This window comes from Variovorax xiamenensis, from assembly GCF_050916385.1.
Classification (GTDB): Bacteria; Pseudomonadota; Gammaproteobacteria; order Burkholderiales; family Burkholderiaceae_C; genus Variovorax.
Map to the genome: position 1 here is coordinate 2582289 of NZ_CP139038.1, position 19021 is coordinate 2601309.

The following is a 19021-nucleotide window of genomic DNA, read 5'->3' on the forward strand; positions in this document are numbered from 1 at the left end:
TTGAACCCATGACCCGCATTGCCCTGATCCACGCGCTCTCGCATTCCGTCGCGCCCATCAACGAAGCCTTCGCGCGCGACTGGCCCGAGGCGGTGCGCATGAACCTGCTCGACGACAGCCTCTCGGCCGACCTGGCGCGCAACGGCAAGGGGCTCGATGCCGCGATGCACGAGCGCTTCCAGCGCCTCGCGCAGTACGCGGTCGATACCGGCGCCCAGGGCATCCTCTTCACCTGCTCGGCTTTCGGGCCGTGCATCGAGGCGGTGGCGCGGCGGCATGCGGGCATTCCGGTGCTCAAGCCGAACGAGGCCATGATCGACGAGGCGGTGCAGGGGCAGCAGGGCAGGCTGGGGCTCATCGCCACATTCGCGCCCACGCTGGCGTCGATGCCGCCCGAGTTTCCGCAGGGCACCCTGCTCGAAACCGCGCTGGCCGAGGGTGCGCTCGATGCGCTGAATGCCGGCGACACGCAGCGCCACGACGCGCTGATCGCCGCACAGGCGGCAGCACTGCGCGAGCGCGGCTGCACGCGCATCGCGCTGGCCCAGTTCAGCATGGCGCGGGCCCGCGCCGCCTGCGAGGCGGCCAGCGGCCTGCCGGTGCTCACCACGGTCGACAGCGCGGTGCGCGCACTGCGCCGCCGCACCGGGGCCGGCTCAGCGTAGGCGCGAAGACTCGATCACCGAGAACAGCGCCGTCATCGCGATCTGCGCGGCGTCGCTGCGTCCGAGGTTGCGGGCGATGCCGGTTTCGCGGTCGGTCGCCTCCAGCCCCTGCGACAGGCGCCGGTAGATGTCCGCCGAGGGCATGCACGCCGAGGTGCCCAGTGCGTCGCAGTAGGTGTCGGCGAGCACGCCCGCGAGCTGCTCGCTCTGCTCGTTGGAAAGCTTCATCGGATCGCCGGTGAACACCGAGGCGATGCAGTGCATCAGGTAAGCCTGTGTTTCCAGCGAGAACGACTGTTGCCGCACGTAGCATTCGACGGCGGCCCAGAACAACGGCTCGGAAGTGCGGCGCCAGCTTTCGAGAACCTTTCGCGCCTTGGCCACCAGGTCGGCATGCGTGTCGCCGGGCTCGGTGGGGCGCAGCGCCAGCCCCTGCAGCGTGAGCGCGGCCTCGGAGCCGGCCGCGCCGAGGATGAAGCTCCAGAACTTCCAGCGGGCGTACCACTTCTTGTCGTGCGCGGGGTCCAGCGGCTCGAGCAGCCAGAAGTCGATGCTCTGCACCGCGTCGCCGCGCTGCTCGGCCACGTTGCCATCGCCCAGGTCGAGGGCCGCCATGCCCGACTGCATGCGGTCGGCCGCGATGTGGCCCTGCGCGACGATGCCCGCGCTGGAGCCGGCGCGGTCGATGTCGAGCAGCCGCTGCATCAGCTGTTGCAGCTCGTGGGCCGACGCGCCGGTGGCCTCGGTCACGCGGCGCATCGAGGCGCACTGCTCGCGCTCCAGGTCCTGGGCGTTCTTGCGGCGGTCTTCGCCGTGATCGTCGAAAGTCGAGGCGTGTTCTTCGAGTCTGTCGCCGGGCGTGAACGTTCGCATTACCAATGGCTCCTTCGGCATCACATGCCTTCTCACACCCTCGACTGTGTGTCAACGCGACGTGTCTGAACATCACCGGAACAGGGGAGTCTGAGCCCGGGCTGACTTGCCCCCTCGCGATAATGGCCGCACTTGAAAAGGAGTCCGCGTGGATATTGTTTTGCTGGCCAAGGCCGCCGTCATGGGCATCGTCGAAGGTCTCACCGAGTTTCTTCCCATCTCTTCGACCGGCCACCTGATCCTTGCGGGCTCCCTGCTCGGCGGCTTCGGCGACAACCGGGGCAAGGTCTTCGAGATCGCCATCCAGACCGGCGCGATCTTCGCGGTGATCCTGGTCTACTGGCAGAAGATCAGATCGACCGTCGTCGCGCTGCCGCGCCAGCCCAAGGCGCAACGCCTCGCGCTCAACATCTTCATCGGCTTCCTGCCCGCGGTGGTGCTGGGCCTGCTGTTCGGCAAGGTCATCAAGGAGCACCTGTTCATTCCGACCGTGGTGGCCAGCACTTTCATCATCGGCGGCTTCATCATCCTCTGGGCCGAGAAGCGTCCGCCCGGATCGGTGCGCGTCGAGCATGTCGACGACATGACGCCGTGGGACGCGCTCAAGGTCGGCCTGGTGCAGTGCTTCGCGATGATCCCGGGCACGAGCCGCAGCGGCTCGACCATCATCGGCGGCATGCTGCTGGGCCTTTCTCGCCAGGCGGCGACCGACTTCTCGTTCTTCCTCGCCATCCCGACGCTGATCGGCGCGGGCGTCTACAGCATCTACAAGGAGCGCGCGGCGCTGTCGATGGCCGACGTGCCGCTGTTCGCCGTGGGTCTGGTGTTCTCGTTCATCAGCGCCTGGCTGTGCGTGCGCTGGCTGCTGAAGTACATCAGCAGCCACAGCTTCATTCCCTTCGCCTGGTACCGCATCGCCTTCGGCATCCTGGTGCTGGCCACGGCGTGGACCGGCACGGTCGTCTGGGCCGATTGATCCGGCCTTGACGCTTCAGTCCGCGGCGCCCAGCAGGGCGCTCGCGGCCTTCGCTTCCTGCCGCACGGCCACCGCAATGGGGCCGTCGATGGCCGGATCGAAGCCGCCGGTGGCACCCAGCGCGGTGATCACGGCGCAGACCCTTCCCGCATAGTCGTACACCGGCGCCGCCACGGCGCTGATGCCGCGCAGGTAGGTGTCCTTCACGCTGGCGCAGCGCGCCTGCCGCACCTCGCGGCGCAACTGGCCGATCGGGTCTTTCGCATCGAGCAGCGCGCGCATTTCCGGCGTGGCCTCGCCCAGTTCCTGCTCGGCCAGCGCCACCACGCGCGACTCGTCGAGCAGGCCCAGGAAGGCGCGGCCGGTGGCCGACCACAGCATCGACATCACCGAGCCCGCGCGCACGTTCACCGTGACCGGCAGGCCCGGCTCCTCGAAACGCACGATGGTCGGGCCCTTGTTTCCCATCACCGCCACGAAGCACGTCACCTCCAGCGATTCGCGCAGGCGGATGAGGCAGGGCTCGGCCGCGCGGATCGGGTCGGCCTGCCGCATGGCGGCCAGGCCGATCTGGATGGCTTCCGTGCCCAGGTAGTAGTGCTGCGAGGCGGCGTCCTGCAGCACGAGGCCGGCCTCCATCAGGCTGGCGAGGTAGCGGTGCACCTTCGCCGGGCTCTCCGCGACGTGCGCCGACAGCGCGGTCAGGCTGCTTCGTCCGCCCAGGTGCGCCAGCCCCTTGAGCACGGACATGCCGGTTTCGGCGGATTGCACGCGCTGGCGGCGCTCGCGGGCGGGGGAGGAATCGGATGGCGAGGGCTGGGTCATGACGCTCGGATGTTAGGTGCTCGGTCGATGTGGCCGGGTAAACCCGCTATCCATGAATTACGCAATGCGTATGATAATTACGCAATACACAAAATCCAGTACGGAGACTCCCCATGAAGAAGCACTTCGCCCGCTGCCTCGCGGTTCTTTCGCTGGCTGCCGTCGCCGCGGGCGCCGGCGCCCAGCAGGCCTTTCCCGCCAAGCCGATCCGCTGGATCGTTCCCTACGCGGCCGGCGGCGGCTCCGATTTCCTGGCGCGCACGGTCGCGCAGACGCTGTCCACCCAGGTCGCGCAGCCGGTGCTGGTGGACAACAAGCCCGGCGGCAACACCGCGCTGGCCGCGTCCGAAACCGCGCGCGCTCCGGCCGACGGCTACACGGTGCTGTCGGCGGACAACGGCACGCTGGTGTTCAACCCCGCGCTCTACAAGTCGCTGAGCTACAGCCCCACCAAGGACCTCGCGCCCGTCACGCTGATGGGCAAGTTCCCGATGATCCTGGTCGTCGGCGCCAACTCGGGCTTCAGCTCGGCCAAGGACTTCATCGCCCAGGCCCGCGCCAAGCCGGGCGGCATCAACTACGCATCGGCCGGCGCCGGCAGCCCGCACCACCTCGCGATGGAGCTGCTGAAAGTGGAGGCCAAGCTCTTCATGGTCCACGTGCCGTACCGCGGCGCGGCGCCCGCGCTGGCCGACGTGGTCGGCGGGCAGCTGCCGGCCATGATGGTCGACCTCGCAGCGGGCTCCGGCTTCATCAAGGGCGGCAAGGTGAAGGCCCTGGCGGTGGCCAACCCGACCCGCCTGCCGCAGCTGCCCGATGTGCCCACCTTCGCCGAGCTCGGCTACAAGAACGTCGAGGCGGCCGCGCTGGTCGGCGTGGTGGTGCCCTCGGCCACGCCCGCCGAAGTGGTGAACACGCTCAACCGCCAGCTCGTGACCGCCATCAACGAGCCCTCGGTGCGCACCCGCATGGTCGACTTCGGCGTGGAGCCGGTGGGCAACACGCCCGCGCAGTACGCCGCGCTGCTCAAGAGCGAGACCGAGCGCTGGCACAAGCTGATCCGCGACCTGAAGATCACCCTCGACTGAACCTGCCCGCCATGTCCGATACCGCCACGTCCTCGCGCACCTCCGGCTGCCCCGTCGCGCACGGCCCGCTGTCTTCCGAGCGCACGCCCACCGGCTGCCCCGTGAGCCAGCGCGCCGCCGGCTTCGATCCCTTCGAGGACGGCTACCAGCAGGACCCGCCCGAGTACGTGCGCTGGGCGCGCGAGCAGGAGCCCATCTTCTTCAGCCCGAAGCTGGGCTATTGGGTGCTCACGCGCTACGAGGACATCAAGGCGGTGTTCCGCGACAACATCACCTTCAGCCCGTCGATCGCGCTGGAGAAGATCACGCCCACCGGCGAGGAAGCCAACGCGGTGCTGGCCTCGTACGGCTTCGCGCTCAACCGCACGCTGGTGAACGAGGACGAGCCCGCCCACATGCCGCGCCGCCGCGCGCTGATGGACCCCTTCACGCCCGAGGCGCTGAAGCACCACGAGCCCATGGTGCGCGAGCTGGCGCGCGAGTACGTCGACCGCTTCATCGACGACGGCCGCGCCGACCTCGTCGACCAGATGCTGTGGGAGATTCCGCTCACCGTGGCGCTGCACTTCCTCGGCGTGCCCGAGGAAGACATGGACACGCTGCGCAAGTACTCGATCGCGCACACGGTCAACACCTGGGGCCGCCCGAAGCCCGAGGAGCAGGTGGCGGTGGCGCACGCGGTCGGCAACTTCTGGCAGTACGCCGGCAAGGTGCTCGACAAGATGCGGCAGGACCCCGACGCGCCCGGCTGGATGCAGTACGGCATCCGCAAGCAGATGCAGCACCCCGAGGTCGTGACCGACTCGTACCTGCACTCGATGATGATGGCCGGCATCGTCGCCGCCCACGAGACCACCGCCAACGCCACGGCCAACGCGGTGAAGCTGCTGCTGCAGCACCCCCATGTGTGGCGCGAGCTGTGCGAGGACCCCGGGCTCATTCCCAATGCGGTGGAGGAGTGCCTGCGCCACAACGGCTCGGTCGCCGCGTGGCGCCGCATGGTCACGAAAGACACGCAGGTCGGCGGCGTCGATTTGCCTGCCGGCTCGCGCCTGCTGATCGTCACCTCGTCGGCCAATCACGACGAGGGGCATTTCTCCGATGCCGACCTGTTCGACATCCGCCGCGACAACGCCAGCGACCATCTCACCTTCGGCTACGGCTCGCACCAGTGCATGGGCAAGAACCTGGCGCGCATGGAGATGCAGATCTTCCTGGAGGAGTTCACGCGCCGGCTGCCGCACATGCGCCTTTCGGAGCAGCGCTTCACCTACGTGCCCAACACGTCTTTCCGTGGCCCCGAGCATCTGTGGGTGGAATGGGACCCGGCGGCCAACCCCGAGCGCGCGAACCCGGGCCTGCGCGACGTGCGCGTGCCGGTGCGCATCGGCGAGCCTTCGGCGCATTCCATCGCGCGGCCGGTGGTGGTGCAGGGCGTGACGCCGGTGGCCGACGGCATCGTCAGGCTGCGCCTCGCGTCGCCCGATAGCAAGCCGCTGCCGCGCTGGACTGCCGGCGCGCACATCGACGTGGAATGCGGCACGCCGGAGCTGTCGCGCCAGTACTCGCTGTGCGGCGACCCCGACGACACGGGCGCGTTCGAGATCGCCGTGCTGCACGAGCCCGAAGGGCGCGGCGGCTCCGCATGGGTGCATGCGAACGTGAAGCAGGGCGACCGGCTGCGCATCCGCGGCCCGCGCAACCACTTCAGGCTCGACGAGTCGCTGAAGAAGGCGATCTTCATCGCCGGCGGCATCGGCATCACGCCGGTGAGCGCGATGGCGCGGCGCGCGAAGGCGCTCGGCATGGACTACGAGCTGCACTACAGCGGCCGGAGCCGCGCGAGCATGGCCTTCGTCGACGAGCTGGCCGCGCTGCATGGCGAACGCCTGCACGTGCATGCCGCCGACGAGGGCCGGCGCAACGACCTGCGGGCGCTGCTCGCGCAGCCGGTGCAAGGCGCGCAGGTCTACGCCTGCGGTCCGCTGCGCATGCTCGAGGCGCTGGAAGACTGCTGCGCCGCATGGCCCGAGGGCGCGCTGCGCGTGGAGCATTTCGAATCCACGCTGGCCACGCTCGATCCGTCGAAGGAACACGCTTTCGAGGTGGAGCTGAAGGATTCGGGCCTCGTTCTCACCGTGCCGCCCGATCAGACCCTGCTGACCGCGCTGCGCGCCGCGAACGTCGACGTGCAGAGCGATTGCGAAGAAGGCCTGTGCGGCTCGTGCGAAGTGCGCGTGCTCTCCGGCAAGGTCGATCACCGCGACGTGGTGCTCACGCGGGTGGAGCGCGAGGCCAACACCAAGATGATGTCCTGCTGCTCGCGCGCCTGCGAGGGGCGGCTGGTGCTGGAGCTCTGAAGCCTCAGCCGGCGAGCGGCATGCGCAGCGCCACCCGGGTCTCGCCGGGGCGCGACTGCAGGTGCAGCTCGGCGCCCAGGCGGCGCGCCCGCGTGCGCAGGCTGCGCAGCCCCGCTCCGGCTGTATGGTCCTCGACCGCGAAGCCGCGCCCGTCGTCGCGCACGCTGAGCTGCAGCTCGGCGCCCGCGCGCGCCACCGTCACGTCCACGCGCCGGCTCGCGCTGTGCTTTAGCACATTGGTCAGCGCCTCCTGCAGGAAGCGCATCAGGTCCAGGCTCTGCGAGGGCGGCAGTTCCAGCGTGTCGATACCCGACACCTGCCAGCGGCAGTCGATGCCGTTGGCGTCGAGCAGCTCCGAACTGCGGTGGCGCATCGGCACCAGCAGTTCGCCGAGCGCACGGGCGCCGTCGTCGCGGCCGGTGGCGTCGATGATCAGCCGCAGGTCGTCGCGCAGGCGCTTGAGCATGGCGAGCAGCTCGGGCGCGCTGAGGTTCTCGGGCTTGCGCTCCAGCGTCGCGATGCTGCCCACCAGCATGCCGCCCAGGCCGTCGTGCAGGTCGCTCACCAGGTTCACGCGCTCGCCGATGCGCGCATGGGCCAGTTCCAGCGCATGCTGCTGCGCCAGCGTGGCGGCCAGCTCGGCCTTGGCCGCGTTCACTTCCTCGATCAGCTCGGTGTTGAAGTTCTCGATGCGCCGCAGGCTCTGCGCGAAGCGCGCGGCCTGCGTCAGTGCCATGCCCAGCAGCAGCACGTACGACGACATGTTGGTGTAGTAGATGTTGCTGTCGATCACCTGCGTGAACACCAGCAGGTCGTGCGCGCCCGTTACCGCCGAGAGCGCCATGAAGGGCGCGATGGAGCGCACCGGGCTGCCGCGATGGCGCCAGCCGTACACGAGGGCGCAGCTGTTCACCACGATGACCGTGAGGCCGCCCACCAGCGTCCAGATGGCCCGGTGCACCGCCAGCGATGGCTCTGGCGCCAGCCACAGGTCGAGCACGCCGGCCAGCGCCACCAGCGCGGCCGCGCGTTCGAGCCATGGCAGGCGGCGCCCGCAGTAGCGCAGCACGAACAGCAGGTACGACACGCTGAACACCAGCAGCAGCGAGGTGTTGAGCGCCTGCCAGTGGTGATTGGAGCCGAACGGCCAGGGGCTGGTCGCGATCTGGTTGTAGGCGAACAGCAGCCACAGCACCGACATCGCCGCGAACCAGCCATAGGCCGTCTCGCGCCGGCGCAGCCACCACCAGGCGGCGAAGAAGGCCGAGACCGCCGCGCTGACCGCGAGGCCCAGCACCTGCAGGTCGCGCCGCACCAGCCGCTCGCGCTCGAAGCGCGACTGCACGGCCGCCGGCTCGCCGATCTCGACCGGCCCCAGCCCCGCCTGGTAGGGCGCCAGCCCCGACACGCGCACCAGCAGCGTGTTGGTGCCGGGCTTGAGCAGCGGCGGCGCCAGCAGCCAGTAGCGCGGCGTGTTCCAGGCGCGCGTGAGCGGCTCGACCAGGCTTTCGTCGCGCGAGATCGTCGTGCCGTTGAGCGAGACCTCGCCGGCCATGTTCAGGTAGTTCAGCAGCAGGCCGGCTTCACGCACCTGCTCGGGCTGCTCCCAGGTCAGGCGGTACCAGACCACGCCGTCGAAGCCGGGCCAGCGCGTGGCCCAGCTGTCGGGCAGGGTGACGGGCGCCCAGCCTTCGGCGGGCGCGGCGGTGTCCTGCCAGCCGGCGCCGCGCACTGCCTCCACGCGCAATGAGGGCGCGGCTCTCTCATCGGCGGCGAAGGCCGGGCAGGCCGCGGCAAGAAGCAGCAGCAGCGCGCCCGTCAGCGCAGCAAGCCATGCCGCCGCGCCTCGAAGACCGCTTCGGTGCGCGAGCTGACGGCCAGCTTGCGGTAGATGTTCTTGGTGTGGCATTCCACGGTCAGTCTGGAGATCGATAGCGACTCGGCCATGTCGCGATTGCTCAGGCCCTGCGAGACGAGCTCCAGTATCTTGCGCTCGCGCCGGGTGAGCGCGGCCGGTGCTTCCCCGGAGGCCTGCACTGCCGCCTCGGTCGGCGGCTGCTGGTGCGTCGCCAGCCAGGCGAGGATGTGGCGCGCGATGCTCGGGTCGATGGGCGCGCCGCCCTGCTCGATGCTGCGCAGCGCGATGCCCAGCTCGACGTCGTCGCGCTCTTTCAGCAGGTAGCCGATGGCGCCCGCGCGCAGCGCCGCGAAGATGATCTCCTCGGTGCGCCATGCCGAGATCACCACCGCCGGAACGGCCGGATGGTGCGCCTGCAGCCAGCCGATGAGCTCCACGCCGCTGCCGTCGGGCAGGCCGATGTCCACCAGTACCACGCCGTAGCTGTGCTCGCCCAGCAGTTGCCGGGCACCGGCGACGCTGTCGGTCACCGAGATGCGGCTCTCGTCGCAGCCGAGGGTGGACAGCACGTAGCGCAGTCGCTCCTGCATGGCCGGATCGTCCTCGACGATCAGCGTGGGGCTCAGCGAAACGGGTTCGGCGTCTTCGGTCGGAAGAGGGGACATGCGGCGGATTCTTCGGCCAGGCTGGCGCGGCTGGCGCAACGTATTTACTTATTTTCCAGGCTTGTTGCCAACTATTGCCGCGCAGGCCTGCACATGATCAGGTACGCCGAGTTCGTGACCGGCTCCAGGTGCTCCGCCTCGCCACGAAAGCCCAGGCGCTCGTAGAAGGCCACGCTGCGCGGCGTGAAGGTTTCCAGGAAGCAGGGCACGCCCGCCGCGTCGGCCTCGGCCAGCGTGGGCGCGAGCAGTTGCGCGCCCAGCCCGCGCCCCTGTGCGGCCGGCGAAATGCCGAGAATCGACAGGTACCAGGCATGCGAAGGGGCCACGGCCGGCGAGCGCGCGGCCATGAAGTCGACGATGCGGCGGTAGTTGTCGTGGCCCCTCGGGCCCAGCGTGGCGGCGAGGTACTCGCCCTTCGCCGCCGACTCGGCCGCGTCGGTCGCATCGGCGCGTGGCAGCAGCCAGGCCGCGGCGCCGAGTCGTGCGTCGTCGGCTGCGAGGTAGCGGCCGGTGCGCGCGGCCTCGCCCAGCGAATAGGCGAAGTAGTCGGCGAGCACCGCCTTGCGCGCCGGCATGTCGTGCTCGAAATCGACGGAGATCGCCAGGTAGAACGGATCGACGATCAGTGCGTCGGCCAGCGTGGGCGCTGGCGGGAAGTCGGGCTGCATGCGGAATCGGCTGGGTTCGGGAATGACCCGGGCGATTCTAGGGAGCCCGCCCGGGCACGGCCTTAGTCCAGCGTGATGCCCCCGCTCAGGTTGAGCACTGCGCCGGTCATCGCGCCGGCGCCCGCGGAGGCTGCAAACAGCGCGGTGGCGGCCATCTGGTCCAGCGAGGGCAGCCGCTCCACCAGCAGGCCGGGCGGCTTGGCCGCGAGCATCTGCTCGACCGTGAGCCCCATGCTTTCCGCAGCTGGCCGGAACACCTCGCGGGCATGCGAGCCGGCCGTCACAGCCTCCGGAATGGCATGCGAGCGGATGCACACGGTGCGGATATTGAAGGCTGCCAGCTCGCCCGCCATGTGGCGCGAGAGCGCCTCCACGCCTGCGCAGGCCACCGCGTGGCCCAGGTAGCCCGGCCCCGGCAGGCGCGAGGCCGGCGTCGATACCGAAAGAATCACGCCGCCGCCACGCTTCGCCATGTGCGGCGCCACGGCCTTTGCCGTGAGAAAGCAGCTACGGGTGTAGGCCTGTACGGGAAGGAAGAAGTCTTCCAGCGGCAGTTCCGCGAGCGGCGTGCCCTGCACGTGCATGACGCCGATGGCGTTGAGCGCGATGTCGATGCCGCCGGCGCGCCCGGCAACTTCGGCGGCGTGGCGCAGCATGGCCTGCTCGTCGAGCGCATCGACCACGGCCGCTTCCGCGCGCCCGCCCTCGGCCTCGATGGCCCGTGCCGCCGCGTCGAGCCTGGCGCGGTTGCGCCCCGTGATGAACAGCCTGGCACCTTCACGCGCGAAGGCCCGGGCCACCGCGCCGCCGATGGCACCGCTGCCACCGTGAATCACCACGCACTTGTCCTTGAATGTCTGAGGCATCGTCTTCTCCTTGGTTTGCCGCCCGCGAAATGCGTGCGTTCCAGCCAAGGACGGGCGGCGACGGCCCGATCCGACAACACCGGCTGATTTTTTTCTTTTTTCTTTCAGACCTGCGGAATGCGCGCCGGAATCACGCCCGGGTCGTACCAGGTGATCGGCCGGATCTCGAACACGCCGCCCTCGAAGGCCAGCCGGTGCGCGGCGTGGGTGGCTTCCTCCACCGACTCGCACTCCACCACGTAGATGCCCATGAGCTGCTCCTTCGTCTCGGCGAAGGGGCCGTCGGTGACCAACGGATGCAGGTCGCCCGCGCGGCGCACCGTGCTGGCCACGTTGGGCATCAGCCGCAACACGGTGCCGAGCTTGCCCTGCTCCTGGAGATCCTCGCGCAGGTCGGTGTGGCGTTCGAGCATCTCCTCTTCGACGCCGGGCTCCCAGGCGGCCACCGTGGATTCGGAGCCGTAGATGAGGATGGAATAGAGCATGGTCTTCCTTTTCTTTCCTTGGTTCGTGGCGGGTGAGTCGAATCGGGTCAGTTGGTCGTGCCGAGGCGATCGAGCATCGCGCGGATGTGCGCGGCCTCGGCGGCGGTGCGGGCCATGCCGAGGGCGCGCGCGAATGCGGCTCGGGCTTCATCGGCGCGCTCCAGTTGCATCAGCAAAGCGCCCCGCAGCCCGTGGAAGTGGAAGTAGCCGTCCAGCGCGCCCGCCAATGACTCTGTCAGCGCCAGCGCGGTCTGCGGTCCGTGCAGCTTGTGTACCGCCACCGCGCGGTTGAGCGTGACGACAGGCGAGGGCTGCACGACTTCGAGCGCGGCGTAGAGCCGGTCGATCTCGGCCCAGTCGGTGTCTTCGGCGCGCGCGGCCTGCGCGTGGGTGGCGGCGATGGCGGCCTGCAGCTGGTAGGGGCCGGGCCTTCGCTGCCGCAGCGCGCCTTCGACCAGCGCCAGGCCTTCGTCGATGAACGCGCGGTTCCATCGCGCGCGGTCCTGGTCCTCGAGCAGCACGACCATGCCGCCGGCATCGAGCCGTGCCTCGGCGCGCGCATGCTGCAGCAGGAGCAGGGCGAGCAGGCCCATCAGCTCGGGCTCGCCGGGGAAGAGTTCGAGCAGCAGCCGCGCGAGGCGTATCGCCTCTTCGCACAGCGCGCCGCGCACGTGCTCCTCGCCACCACTGGCCGAATAGCCTTCGTTGAAGAGCAGGTAGACGGTGGTGCACACGGCCGCCAGCCGCTCGTCGCGCTCGCGCCGGCCCGGCGTGTCGAAGGGAATGCCGGCCGTGGCCACGCGTTTCTTGGCGCGGGTGATGCGCTGCTCCATCGCGCTTTCGCCGACCAGGAAGGCGCGCGCGATCTCGCGCACCGACAGGCCCGAGACGATGCGCAGCGCCAGCGCGATCTGCTGCGTCAGCGGCAGCTCTGGATGGCAGCAGACGAAGAGCAGGCGCAGCACGTCGTCGCGGTAGTGCGCCTGGTCGAGCTGCTCGACGAGCGCCGCTTCGGTGTCGTCGAGGTCGGAGACGAGCGCATCGTCCTCGGGCAGCGGCTCGTGCTGGCCGCGCCGGCGCACTTCGTCGAGCGCCGCGTTGCGCCCCACGAAGATCAGCCAGGCCAGCGGATCGCGCGGCGGGCCGCTCTCGGGCCAGTGGCGCAGGGCGCGCAGGCTGGCTTCCTGGAAGGCTTCCTCGGCCGTGTCGAGCTCGCGGAAGTAGCGCAGCAGCGCGGCCACCGCGCGCGGGCGCGAGGCGGTCAGCGTGGTGGCGATCCAGGCGGTGTCGTCGTCGGTCATGCGGTGCGCTTGTTTGTCCTTCGTTCCTGCTCACCCAAGGACGCACCAGTATGCGTCGCGCCGACACGCTCGGCAAAATCGGACGCACTTTCCTCAACGAACAAGAAATGGAGCACTGCGAATGACGCTGGCAATGAGCTGGAGCGAATGGGCCGATCACGACGGCATCGGCCTGGCCGAACGGGTCCGCAAGGGCGAAGTGACGGCGGTGGAGCTGGCCGCGCAGGCGGCGGCCGGTATCGCCAAGCTCGATCCGCAGCTCGACGCGGTCGTCGAGGTCTTCGACGACGTGGTGGCCGATCCGCTGAAGGACGGCATGAACCCCGAGGGCGTGTTCGCGGGCCTGCCCTACCTGATGAAGGACCTGGGCCCCACGCTGAAGGGCCGGCTGCAGGAGTTCGGCTCGATGATGATGCAGGGCCATCGCCCGGCGGCCGACAGCTTCCTCACGCAGCAGCTACGCAAGGCGGGCCTGAACATCGTGGGCCGCAGCACGACGCCGGAGTTCGGCGTGTGCAGCTCGGCCGAGAACGCCTTCCATGTCACGCACAACCCCTGGGACCTCGAATACACCACCTGCGGCTCGTCGGCAGGCACCGCGGCGATCGTGGCTGCCGGCGTGCTGCCGCTGTCGCACGCCACCGACGGCGGGGGCTCCATCCGCATTCCGGCGGGCGTGAACGGCAACATCGGGCTGAAGGTGTCGCGCGGCGTGTTCTCGCTGGCGCCGGGGCTGTCGGACCTTTCGGGGCTGGTGTCGATCCAGGGCTGCCACAGCCGCACGGTGCGCGACACGGCGGCCTTCGTCGATCACTGCCGCGGCGGCGCGCCCGGCGAGTTCATGCCCTTCTGGTCGCCGGCCGAGCCGTACAGCGAGCTCATCAAGCGCGACCCGGGGCGGCTACGCATCGCGCTGTCGCACGAGTGGGGAGACTTCCGCGCCACGCCGCATTTCGTGGCCGAGCTGGAGCGCGTGGGCAAATTCCTGGAGGGGCTGGGCCACCATGTCGAGTGGGTGCTGCCGGAGGTGGACTTCAAGACGGCCTTCGACGCCCAGACCACCTGCTACATCAGCAACTTCGCGCAGGTCATCGACGGCCACCTGCACCGGCTCGGGCTGGAACGCCCGCCGGCCGAACTGCTGGAGCCGATCAACATCAAGATCTGGGAAGCCGGGCTGCACACCTCGTACACCGAGCGCGCGAAGATGCAGGCGGTGTTCAACACCACCTCGCGCGCCTTCGGCGACTTCTTCCAGCGCTGGGACATCATCCTCACGCCGATCACCGCGCTGCCCACGCCCAAGGTGGGCACCAGCGAGTACCTCACGACCAGCACGAACCCGTCGGTCTACGACTGGTTCGCCAACCTCTGGCAGAACTTCGCGTACACGCCGCTGGCCAACCTGTGCGGCATGCCGGGCATCTCGCTGCCGATGGCCGAGCAGGAAAACGGCATGCCGCTGGGCATCCAGGCGCAGGCGGCACAGGCCAACGACGGGCTGCTGCTGCAGCTGGCCGCGCAGATCGAGCGGGCGCTCGGGGGCAAGTGGAATGCGGGGCGCAGGCCCGGGGTGCACGTCACGCAGGCGTGACGGGGCTGCAGCCCCTCAGAGCAGATTGCGCAGCGCGGCCTCGATGGCCGCCGCCGTCGCCAGCGGCTTCTCCATGGGGAAGAGGTGCGTGCCGTCCATCATGGCGATGCGGCCCTTGGTGACCTGCTGGGTCATCGTCATGCCCACGCGCTTCATCTCGGCCGACTGGCGCCCGCCGATGAAGGCCGCCTTGCACTTGAGCGGGTGCGCGCGCAGCAGCGCGCCCAGGTTGTGGGGCAGGGTGTTGTAGATGGCGGTCTCGACGTCGCGGTCGAAGCTCAGGGCCCGGGCGTCGTCCGCGTCGAAGGTGCCGTGGTCGATGTAGTCGTGCAGCACCTGCTCGTCCCACTTCGCGAAGGCCTTCTTGGCGCGGAAGTGCTCGAACACCGCCTCGCGGTGCTCCCAGCTGTTCTTGCGCTTGCGGCTGATGGCGCCGGGCGAGACGCTCTTCATGAGCGGCGTGCGCTTGACCACGTTGAGCGTGTTCGCGCGCCAGCCGCCGAGGATGGGCGAGTCGATCAGCAGCACGCCGCGCGCCAGTTCGGGGTGCAGGGCGGCGCACATGAGGCTCAGGAATCCGCCCAGCGAATGGCCGATGAGGAACACCGGGCCGCCCGCGCGATCGGCGCGAGCCTTGGCGAAGTCGGCCAGCTGCTGCACCAGGTGCGGCCAGTTGTCGGTGACGGGGTACTTCGGGTCATGCCCGAATTTCTCGATGGCGTCGACCTCGAAGCCGCGGTTGCGCAGGCTGTCGAGGACGACTCGGTAGGTGCTCGCGGGAAAGCTGTTGCCGTGCGAGAAGACGACGGGGGGCATCACGGCTGCCGCCGGGCCGCCCCAAGGCGGCCGAGCCTCCCCCTCGGGGGGTGGAGAAGCACACGAAGTGGCAAGCCGGGGGGCATCATTTTCAGATCAACTTTTCGTCGGGGGTCGAGATCTTGCGCAGCGGGCTGTGGCGCGTGGCGGGCATCTTCAACGGGTGCTCGGTATGGCTGTCGTCCCAGACCGGGTCCTCGATGCTGTCGAACACTTCGCGCAGCTTCTGGCCCCAGCTGTTGTGCACCATGCGGTAGTAGGGGTTGTCGGCGTCGATGCAGATCACGCGGTCGGTCTCGAGCTTGTTGGCCTCGTAGACCACCATGTCCAGCGGCAGGCCGACCGACAGGTTCGACTTCATGGTCGAATCCATCGACACCAGCGCGCACTTGGCGGCTTCGTCCAGCGGCGTCTCGGGCGTGAGCACGCGGTCGAGCACGGGCTTGCCGTACTTCGACTCGCCGACCTGGAAGTAGGGCGTCTCGGTGGTGGCCTCGATGAAGTTGCCGGCCGCGTAGACCAGGAAGAGGCGCATGCCCTCGCCCTTGACCTGCCCGCCGAAGATGAAGGACACGTTGAAGTCCAGCCCCGCGTGCTTCAGCGCCTCGGCGTCGCGGTCGTACACGTGTCGAACCGCCGAGCCCAGCACGCGGGCGGCGTCGAACATGCTCTTGGCGTTCCAGATGGTGATGGGCTCGCCCTGGGTGCCGTCCTCGCGGGTTTCGCGCAGTTCCTCGATCTGGAGGATTTCGCGCACCGACTGCGAGATGCTCAGGTTGCCCGACGACAGCAGCACCATGACGCGGTCGCCCGGCTGTTCGTACACGATCATCTTGCGGAAGGTGCTGATGTGGTCCACGCCCGCGTTGGTGCGCGAGTCGGAAAGAAACACCAGGCCGGCGTTGAGTTTGATGCCTACGCAGTAAGTCATGGGTTCAGGTTCATCTGGCATGAACTGTGCCGGGTCATGCGGCGCCGAGTTCACGTTTGTTCAGTTTCTGAAGGGCATACAAGGCATCGAGGGCCTCGCGTGGGCTCATCGTGTCGGGGTCGAGCGCGGCCAGCGCGGATTCTACGGCGCTGGCCATGGGTGTTTCGGCCACCGGGGGCGGCGCGAACAGGTCGACCTGTGCACGAGTTTGCGCATGTTGCGATTCAAGTGCCTCCAGCGCCTGCCGCGCGTGGTTGACCACCGCCGCGGGCATGCCCGCCAGCCGGGCCACCTGGATGCCGTAGCTCTTGCTGGCCGGACCGGGCTGCATTTCGTGCAGGAACACGATGTCGCGGCCCGCCTCGGTGGCGCTCACGTGCATGTTCACCGCGCCGTGGTGGGTGGCCGGGAACTCGGTCAGCTCGAAATAGTGCGTGGCGAACAGGGTGAAGGCCTTGCTGCGGTCGTGCAGCTGGGCGGCGATGCCGGCGGCCAGCGCCAGGCCGTCGAAGGTGCTGGTGCCGCGGCCGATCTCGTCCATCAGCACCAGCGACTGCGCGGTGGCGCTGTGCAGGATTTGTGCGGCCTCGGTCATTTCGAGCATGAAGGTCGACTGCGCGTTGGCCAGGTCGTCCGCCGCGCCGATGCGGGTGTGGATCGCGTCGATCGGCCCGAGCCGGCAGGCGGCCGCCGGCACGTGCGAGCCGATGGACGCCAGCAGCACGATGATCGCCACCTGCCGCATGTACGTCGACTTACCGCCCATGTTGGGGCCGGTGATGACCTGCATGCGCTGCTGCGGTCCGAGCTGCGTGTCGTTGGCGATGAAGCCGCCCGACGACTTCTCGGCCAGCCGCGCCTCCACCACCGGGTGGCGGCCCTGCTGGATCTCGATGCAGGGGTGCGACACGAAGCTCGGTGCGCGCCAGTGCAGGGTGTGCGAGCGCTCGGCCAGCGCGCACAGCGCGTCGAGCGTGGCGATGCCGCCGGCAAGCTGCGTGAGCGCGGGCACCGAGGGCTGCAGCGCGTCGAGCAACTGCTCGTAGAGCCACTTCTCGCGGGCCAGGGCGCGATCTTGCGCGCTCAGGGCCTTGTCCTCGAAGGCCTTCAGCTCGGGCGTGATGAAGCGCTCGGCGTTCTTCAGCGTCTGGCGGCGGCGGTAGTTGTCGGGCACCTTCGAGAGCGCGCTCTGCGTCACCTCGATGTAGAAGCCGTGCACGCGGTTGAACTGCACCCGCAGGTTGCTGATGCCGGTGCGCTCGCGCTCGCTGATCTCGAGCTTGAGCAGGAAGTCGTCGCAGTTCTCGCTGATGGCGCGCAGTTCGTCGAGCTCGGCGTCGTGGCCGGTGGCGATCACGCCGCCGTCGCGCACGAGGGCGGACGGATCGGGCTTGATGGCGCTGGTCAGCAGGGCGGCGCAGCCCGGCGGCGGGGCGAGCCGCTCGACGATCTGGCCGAGCAGGGCGGACGCGCCCGGCAGCATCGGCGCGAGCTGCTGCGCCTTCGCGAGTGCCAGCTGCAGCGCCAGCAGTTCGCGCGGGCGCACCTGCCGCAGTGCGATGCGCGCGGCGATGCGCTCCACGTCGCTGGTGTTCTTGAGTTGCTCGCGCAGCGTGCGCCAGGGGGCGGCCGTGGCGCCGAGCACCGTGGCCTGCAGCGCGCCGATGGCTTCCAGCCGGCCCTGCGCCTCGGAACGGTCGCGCCGGGGCGAGAGCAGCCAGCGCTTGAGCAGGCGGCTGCCCATGCCGGTCATGCAGGTGTCGAGCAGCGAGAACATGGTGGGCGAGTCTTCGCCGCGCAGCGTCTGCACCAGTTCGAGGTTGCGCCGCGTGGTGGGCGGCAGCTCGATCAGGTCGCCGTCGCGTTCCACCGAAAGGCGCTGCACGTGCGAGAGCGCGCGGCCCTGCGTGTGTTCGGCATAGCCCAGCAGCGCGGCGGCCGCGGCGTGCGCGTTGGTGAGCGATTCGGCGTTCCACGCGGCCAGGCTGTTGCTGCCCATCTGCTCGGCCAGCTTGCGCTCGCCCAGGCCGCCGTCGAACTGCCACGCCGGGCGCAGCGAGAGCGTGAAGGGCGTGGCGGCGCGTGCGGCCTTCAGGCGCTGCTCGAAGGCGGGTGTCACTTCCGCGCTGTACAGCAGCTCGCTGGGGCCGATGCGGGCGATCCAGGCTTCGAGCGCGTCGGAGGGGCACTCGGCCAGCCGCAGCTCGGCACCGGTCACGCTGAGCCAGGCCAGCCCGCAGAAGTTGCGCGAACCCGCGTGCACCGCGAGCAGCAGCGAATCGCTCTTGTCATTGAGAAGCTCGGTGTCGGTCAGCGTGCCGGGCGTGACCACGCGCACCACCTTGCGTTCGACCGGCCCCTTGGCGGCGCCCACTTCGCCCACCTGCTCGCAGATGGCGACCGATTCGCCCAGCTTGATGAGGCGGGCCAGGTAGGTGTCGACCGAGTGGAAGGGCACGCCGCACATCACCACCGGCTGGCCGGCCGACTGGCCGCGCTGGGTGAGCGTGATGTCGAGCAGGCGCGCGGCCTTCTCGGCGTCGGCCCAGAAGAGTTCGTAGAAATCGCCCATCCGGTAGAACAGGAGGGTGTCCGGATGGTCGGCTTTCAGGCCCAGGTACTGGGCCATCATCGGCGTGTGCCCAGAGAGGTCTGTCTTGTTCATTTCAATCAGTAGCTTGCGATCCATGCCGCCGGGCTCCGGGGCAGGTGAGGGACATCCGTAGGCATTCTCCGCGCGGCGCTGCGTTCAGTCGGCATGGCGATTGCCCCCGAGCCGCCATTGCCTCGTCTTGAGCATGAACAGCTCGAACAGGCCGGGCGCCATCGAGCGGTCGCCGGCCTCCCATTGCTGCCATCCGCGCAGCGAGGCCTGCACCGTCTGGGCGGCCTCGGTCTGCGTGAGGCCCGCGGCAATGCGGGCGTCGCGGACGGCGGCGGGTGCCGGGCTGGATGGCTTGTTCGGGGAGGGCATGGGGAGCGTGGCGCCGCGGCGCGTGCGGACACGGGTGAAAGTGCCGCGGGCATTCTACGTTCAATGCGCGTATCTC

Annotated in this window: 17 protein-coding genes; 5 read left to right on the forward strand and 12 right to left on the reverse strand. The window is 69.3% G+C overall.

Features of this window, described 5'->3' with window-relative positions; translation table 11 throughout:
- Positions 1 to 8 precede the first annotated feature (8 nt).
- Positions 9 to 665, forward strand: a complete 657-nt coding sequence (locus tag SFB74_RS11450; protein WP_432730940.1) for an aspartate/glutamate racemase family protein — start codon at positions 9 to 11, stop codon at positions 663 to 665.
- Here SFB74_RS11450 and SFB74_RS11455 read toward each other — a convergent pair.
- Positions 657 to 1538: a hypothetical protein gene (locus tag SFB74_RS11455; RefSeq protein ID WP_432730941.1), complete on the reverse strand. Its 882-nt coding sequence runs from the start codon at positions 1536 to 1538 to the stop codon at positions 657 to 659. The genes SFB74_RS11450 and SFB74_RS11455 overlap by 9 nt on opposite strands.
- A 148-nt stretch (positions 1539 to 1686) precedes the next feature.
- Here SFB74_RS11455 and SFB74_RS11460 point away from each other — a divergent pair, with 148 nt between their 5' ends.
- Complete coding sequence (locus tag SFB74_RS11460; protein ID WP_019655015.1) at positions 1687 to 2514, forward strand: undecaprenyl-diphosphate phosphatase; 828 nt, start codon at positions 1687 to 1689, stop codon at positions 2512 to 2514.
- A gap of 15 nt (positions 2515 to 2529) precedes the next feature.
- Here the strand turns inward: SFB74_RS11460 and SFB74_RS11465 are convergent, their stop codons facing one another.
- The gene (locus SFB74_RS11465) at positions 2530 to 3339 is read right to left on the reverse strand and encodes an IclR family transcriptional regulator (RefSeq protein ID WP_432730942.1); all 810 of its coding nucleotides are present in this window, start codon (positions 3337 to 3339) and stop codon (positions 2530 to 2532) included.
- Between the two features lie 113 nt (positions 3340 to 3452).
- On the opposite strand from SFB74_RS11465, the gene SFB74_RS11470 reads away from it, so the two are divergent.
- Together SFB74_RS11470 and SFB74_RS11475 are read left to right on the forward strand one after the other, a co-directional pair.
- Entirely contained in the window at positions 3453 to 4427 is a 975-nt protein-coding gene (locus SFB74_RS11470) for a Bug family tripartite tricarboxylate transporter substrate binding protein (RefSeq protein WP_432730943.1), read from the forward strand.
- A gap of 11 nt (positions 4428 to 4438) precedes the next feature.
- Positions 4439 to 6787 (forward strand): cytochrome P450/oxidoreductase, encoded by a 2349-nt coding sequence (locus SFB74_RS11475; RefSeq protein ID WP_432730944.1) that lies wholly within the window; start codon positions 4439 to 4441, stop codon positions 6785 to 6787.
- A 4-nt stretch (positions 6788 to 6791) separates the two neighbouring features.
- On the opposite strand, the gene SFB74_RS11480 is transcribed toward SFB74_RS11475, so the two are convergent.
- The 6 genes from SFB74_RS11480 to SFB74_RS11505 form a co-directional block, all read right to left on the reverse strand.
- Positions 6792 to 8696: an ATP-binding protein gene (locus SFB74_RS11480; protein ID WP_432730945.1), complete on the reverse strand. Its 1905-nt coding sequence runs from the start codon at positions 8694 to 8696 to the stop codon at positions 6792 to 6794.
- Positions 8606 to 9310 carry a response regulator gene (locus SFB74_RS11485; RefSeq protein WP_432730946.1) on the reverse strand — a complete coding sequence of 235 codons (705 nt, stop codon included), beginning with the start codon at positions 9308 to 9310 and terminating at the stop codon, positions 8606 to 8608. The genes SFB74_RS11480 and SFB74_RS11485 overlap by 91 nt, the downstream gene beginning before the upstream one ends.
- Before the next feature lie 71 nt (positions 9311 to 9381).
- Entirely contained in the window at positions 9382 to 9978 is a 597-nt protein-coding gene (locus SFB74_RS11490; RefSeq protein ID WP_432730947.1) for a GNAT family N-acetyltransferase, read from the reverse strand.
- A 62-nt stretch (positions 9979 to 10040) separates the two neighbouring features.
- On the reverse strand, positions 10041 to 10844 hold the full coding sequence (locus SFB74_RS11495; protein ID WP_432730948.1) for an SDR family NAD(P)-dependent oxidoreductase: 804 nt from the start codon (positions 10842 to 10844) through the stop codon (positions 10041 to 10043).
- Between the two features lie 104 nt (positions 10845 to 10948).
- Positions 10949 to 11329 carry a YciI family protein gene (locus tag SFB74_RS11500; protein WP_432730949.1) on the reverse strand — a complete coding sequence of 127 codons (381 nt, stop codon included), beginning with the start codon at positions 11327 to 11329 and terminating at the stop codon, positions 10949 to 10951.
- A 47-nt stretch (positions 11330 to 11376) separates the two neighbouring features.
- Positions 11377 to 12630: an RNA polymerase sigma factor gene (locus SFB74_RS11505; RefSeq protein WP_432730950.1), complete on the reverse strand. Its 1254-nt coding sequence runs from the start codon at positions 12628 to 12630 to the stop codon at positions 11377 to 11379.
- 121 nt (positions 12631 to 12751) lie between these two features.
- Here SFB74_RS11505 and SFB74_RS11510 point away from each other — a divergent pair, with 121 nt between their 5' ends.
- Complete coding sequence (locus SFB74_RS11510) at positions 12752 to 14224, forward strand: amidase (RefSeq protein WP_432730951.1); 1473 nt, start codon at positions 12752 to 12754, stop codon at positions 14222 to 14224.
- 15 nt (positions 14225 to 14239) lie between these two features.
- On the opposite strand, the gene SFB74_RS11515 is transcribed toward SFB74_RS11510, so the two are convergent.
- The 4 genes from SFB74_RS11515 to SFB74_RS11530 form a co-directional block, all read right to left on the reverse strand.
- On the reverse strand, positions 14240 to 15040 hold the full coding sequence (locus tag SFB74_RS11515) for an alpha/beta fold hydrolase (RefSeq protein WP_126469226.1): 801 nt from the start codon (positions 15038 to 15040) through the stop codon (positions 14240 to 14242).
- A gap of 91 nt (positions 15041 to 15131) precedes the next feature.
- Positions 15132 to 15971 (reverse strand): peptidase, encoded by an 840-nt coding sequence (locus SFB74_RS11520; RefSeq protein WP_432730952.1) that lies wholly within the window; start codon positions 15969 to 15971, stop codon positions 15132 to 15134.
- Positions 15972 to 16005: 34 nt separating this feature from the next.
- On the reverse strand, positions 16006 to 18636 hold the full coding sequence (gene mutS, locus SFB74_RS11525) for a DNA mismatch repair protein MutS (protein WP_432730953.1): 2631 nt from the start codon (positions 18634 to 18636) through the stop codon (positions 16006 to 16008).
- An 84-nt stretch (positions 18637 to 18720) separates the two neighbouring features.
- Positions 18721 to 18945, reverse strand: coding sequence for an XRE family transcriptional regulator (locus tag SFB74_RS11530; RefSeq protein WP_432730954.1), 225 nt, complete (start codon positions 18943 to 18945; stop codon positions 18721 to 18723).
- Positions 18946 to 19021: the final 76 nt, after the last annotated feature.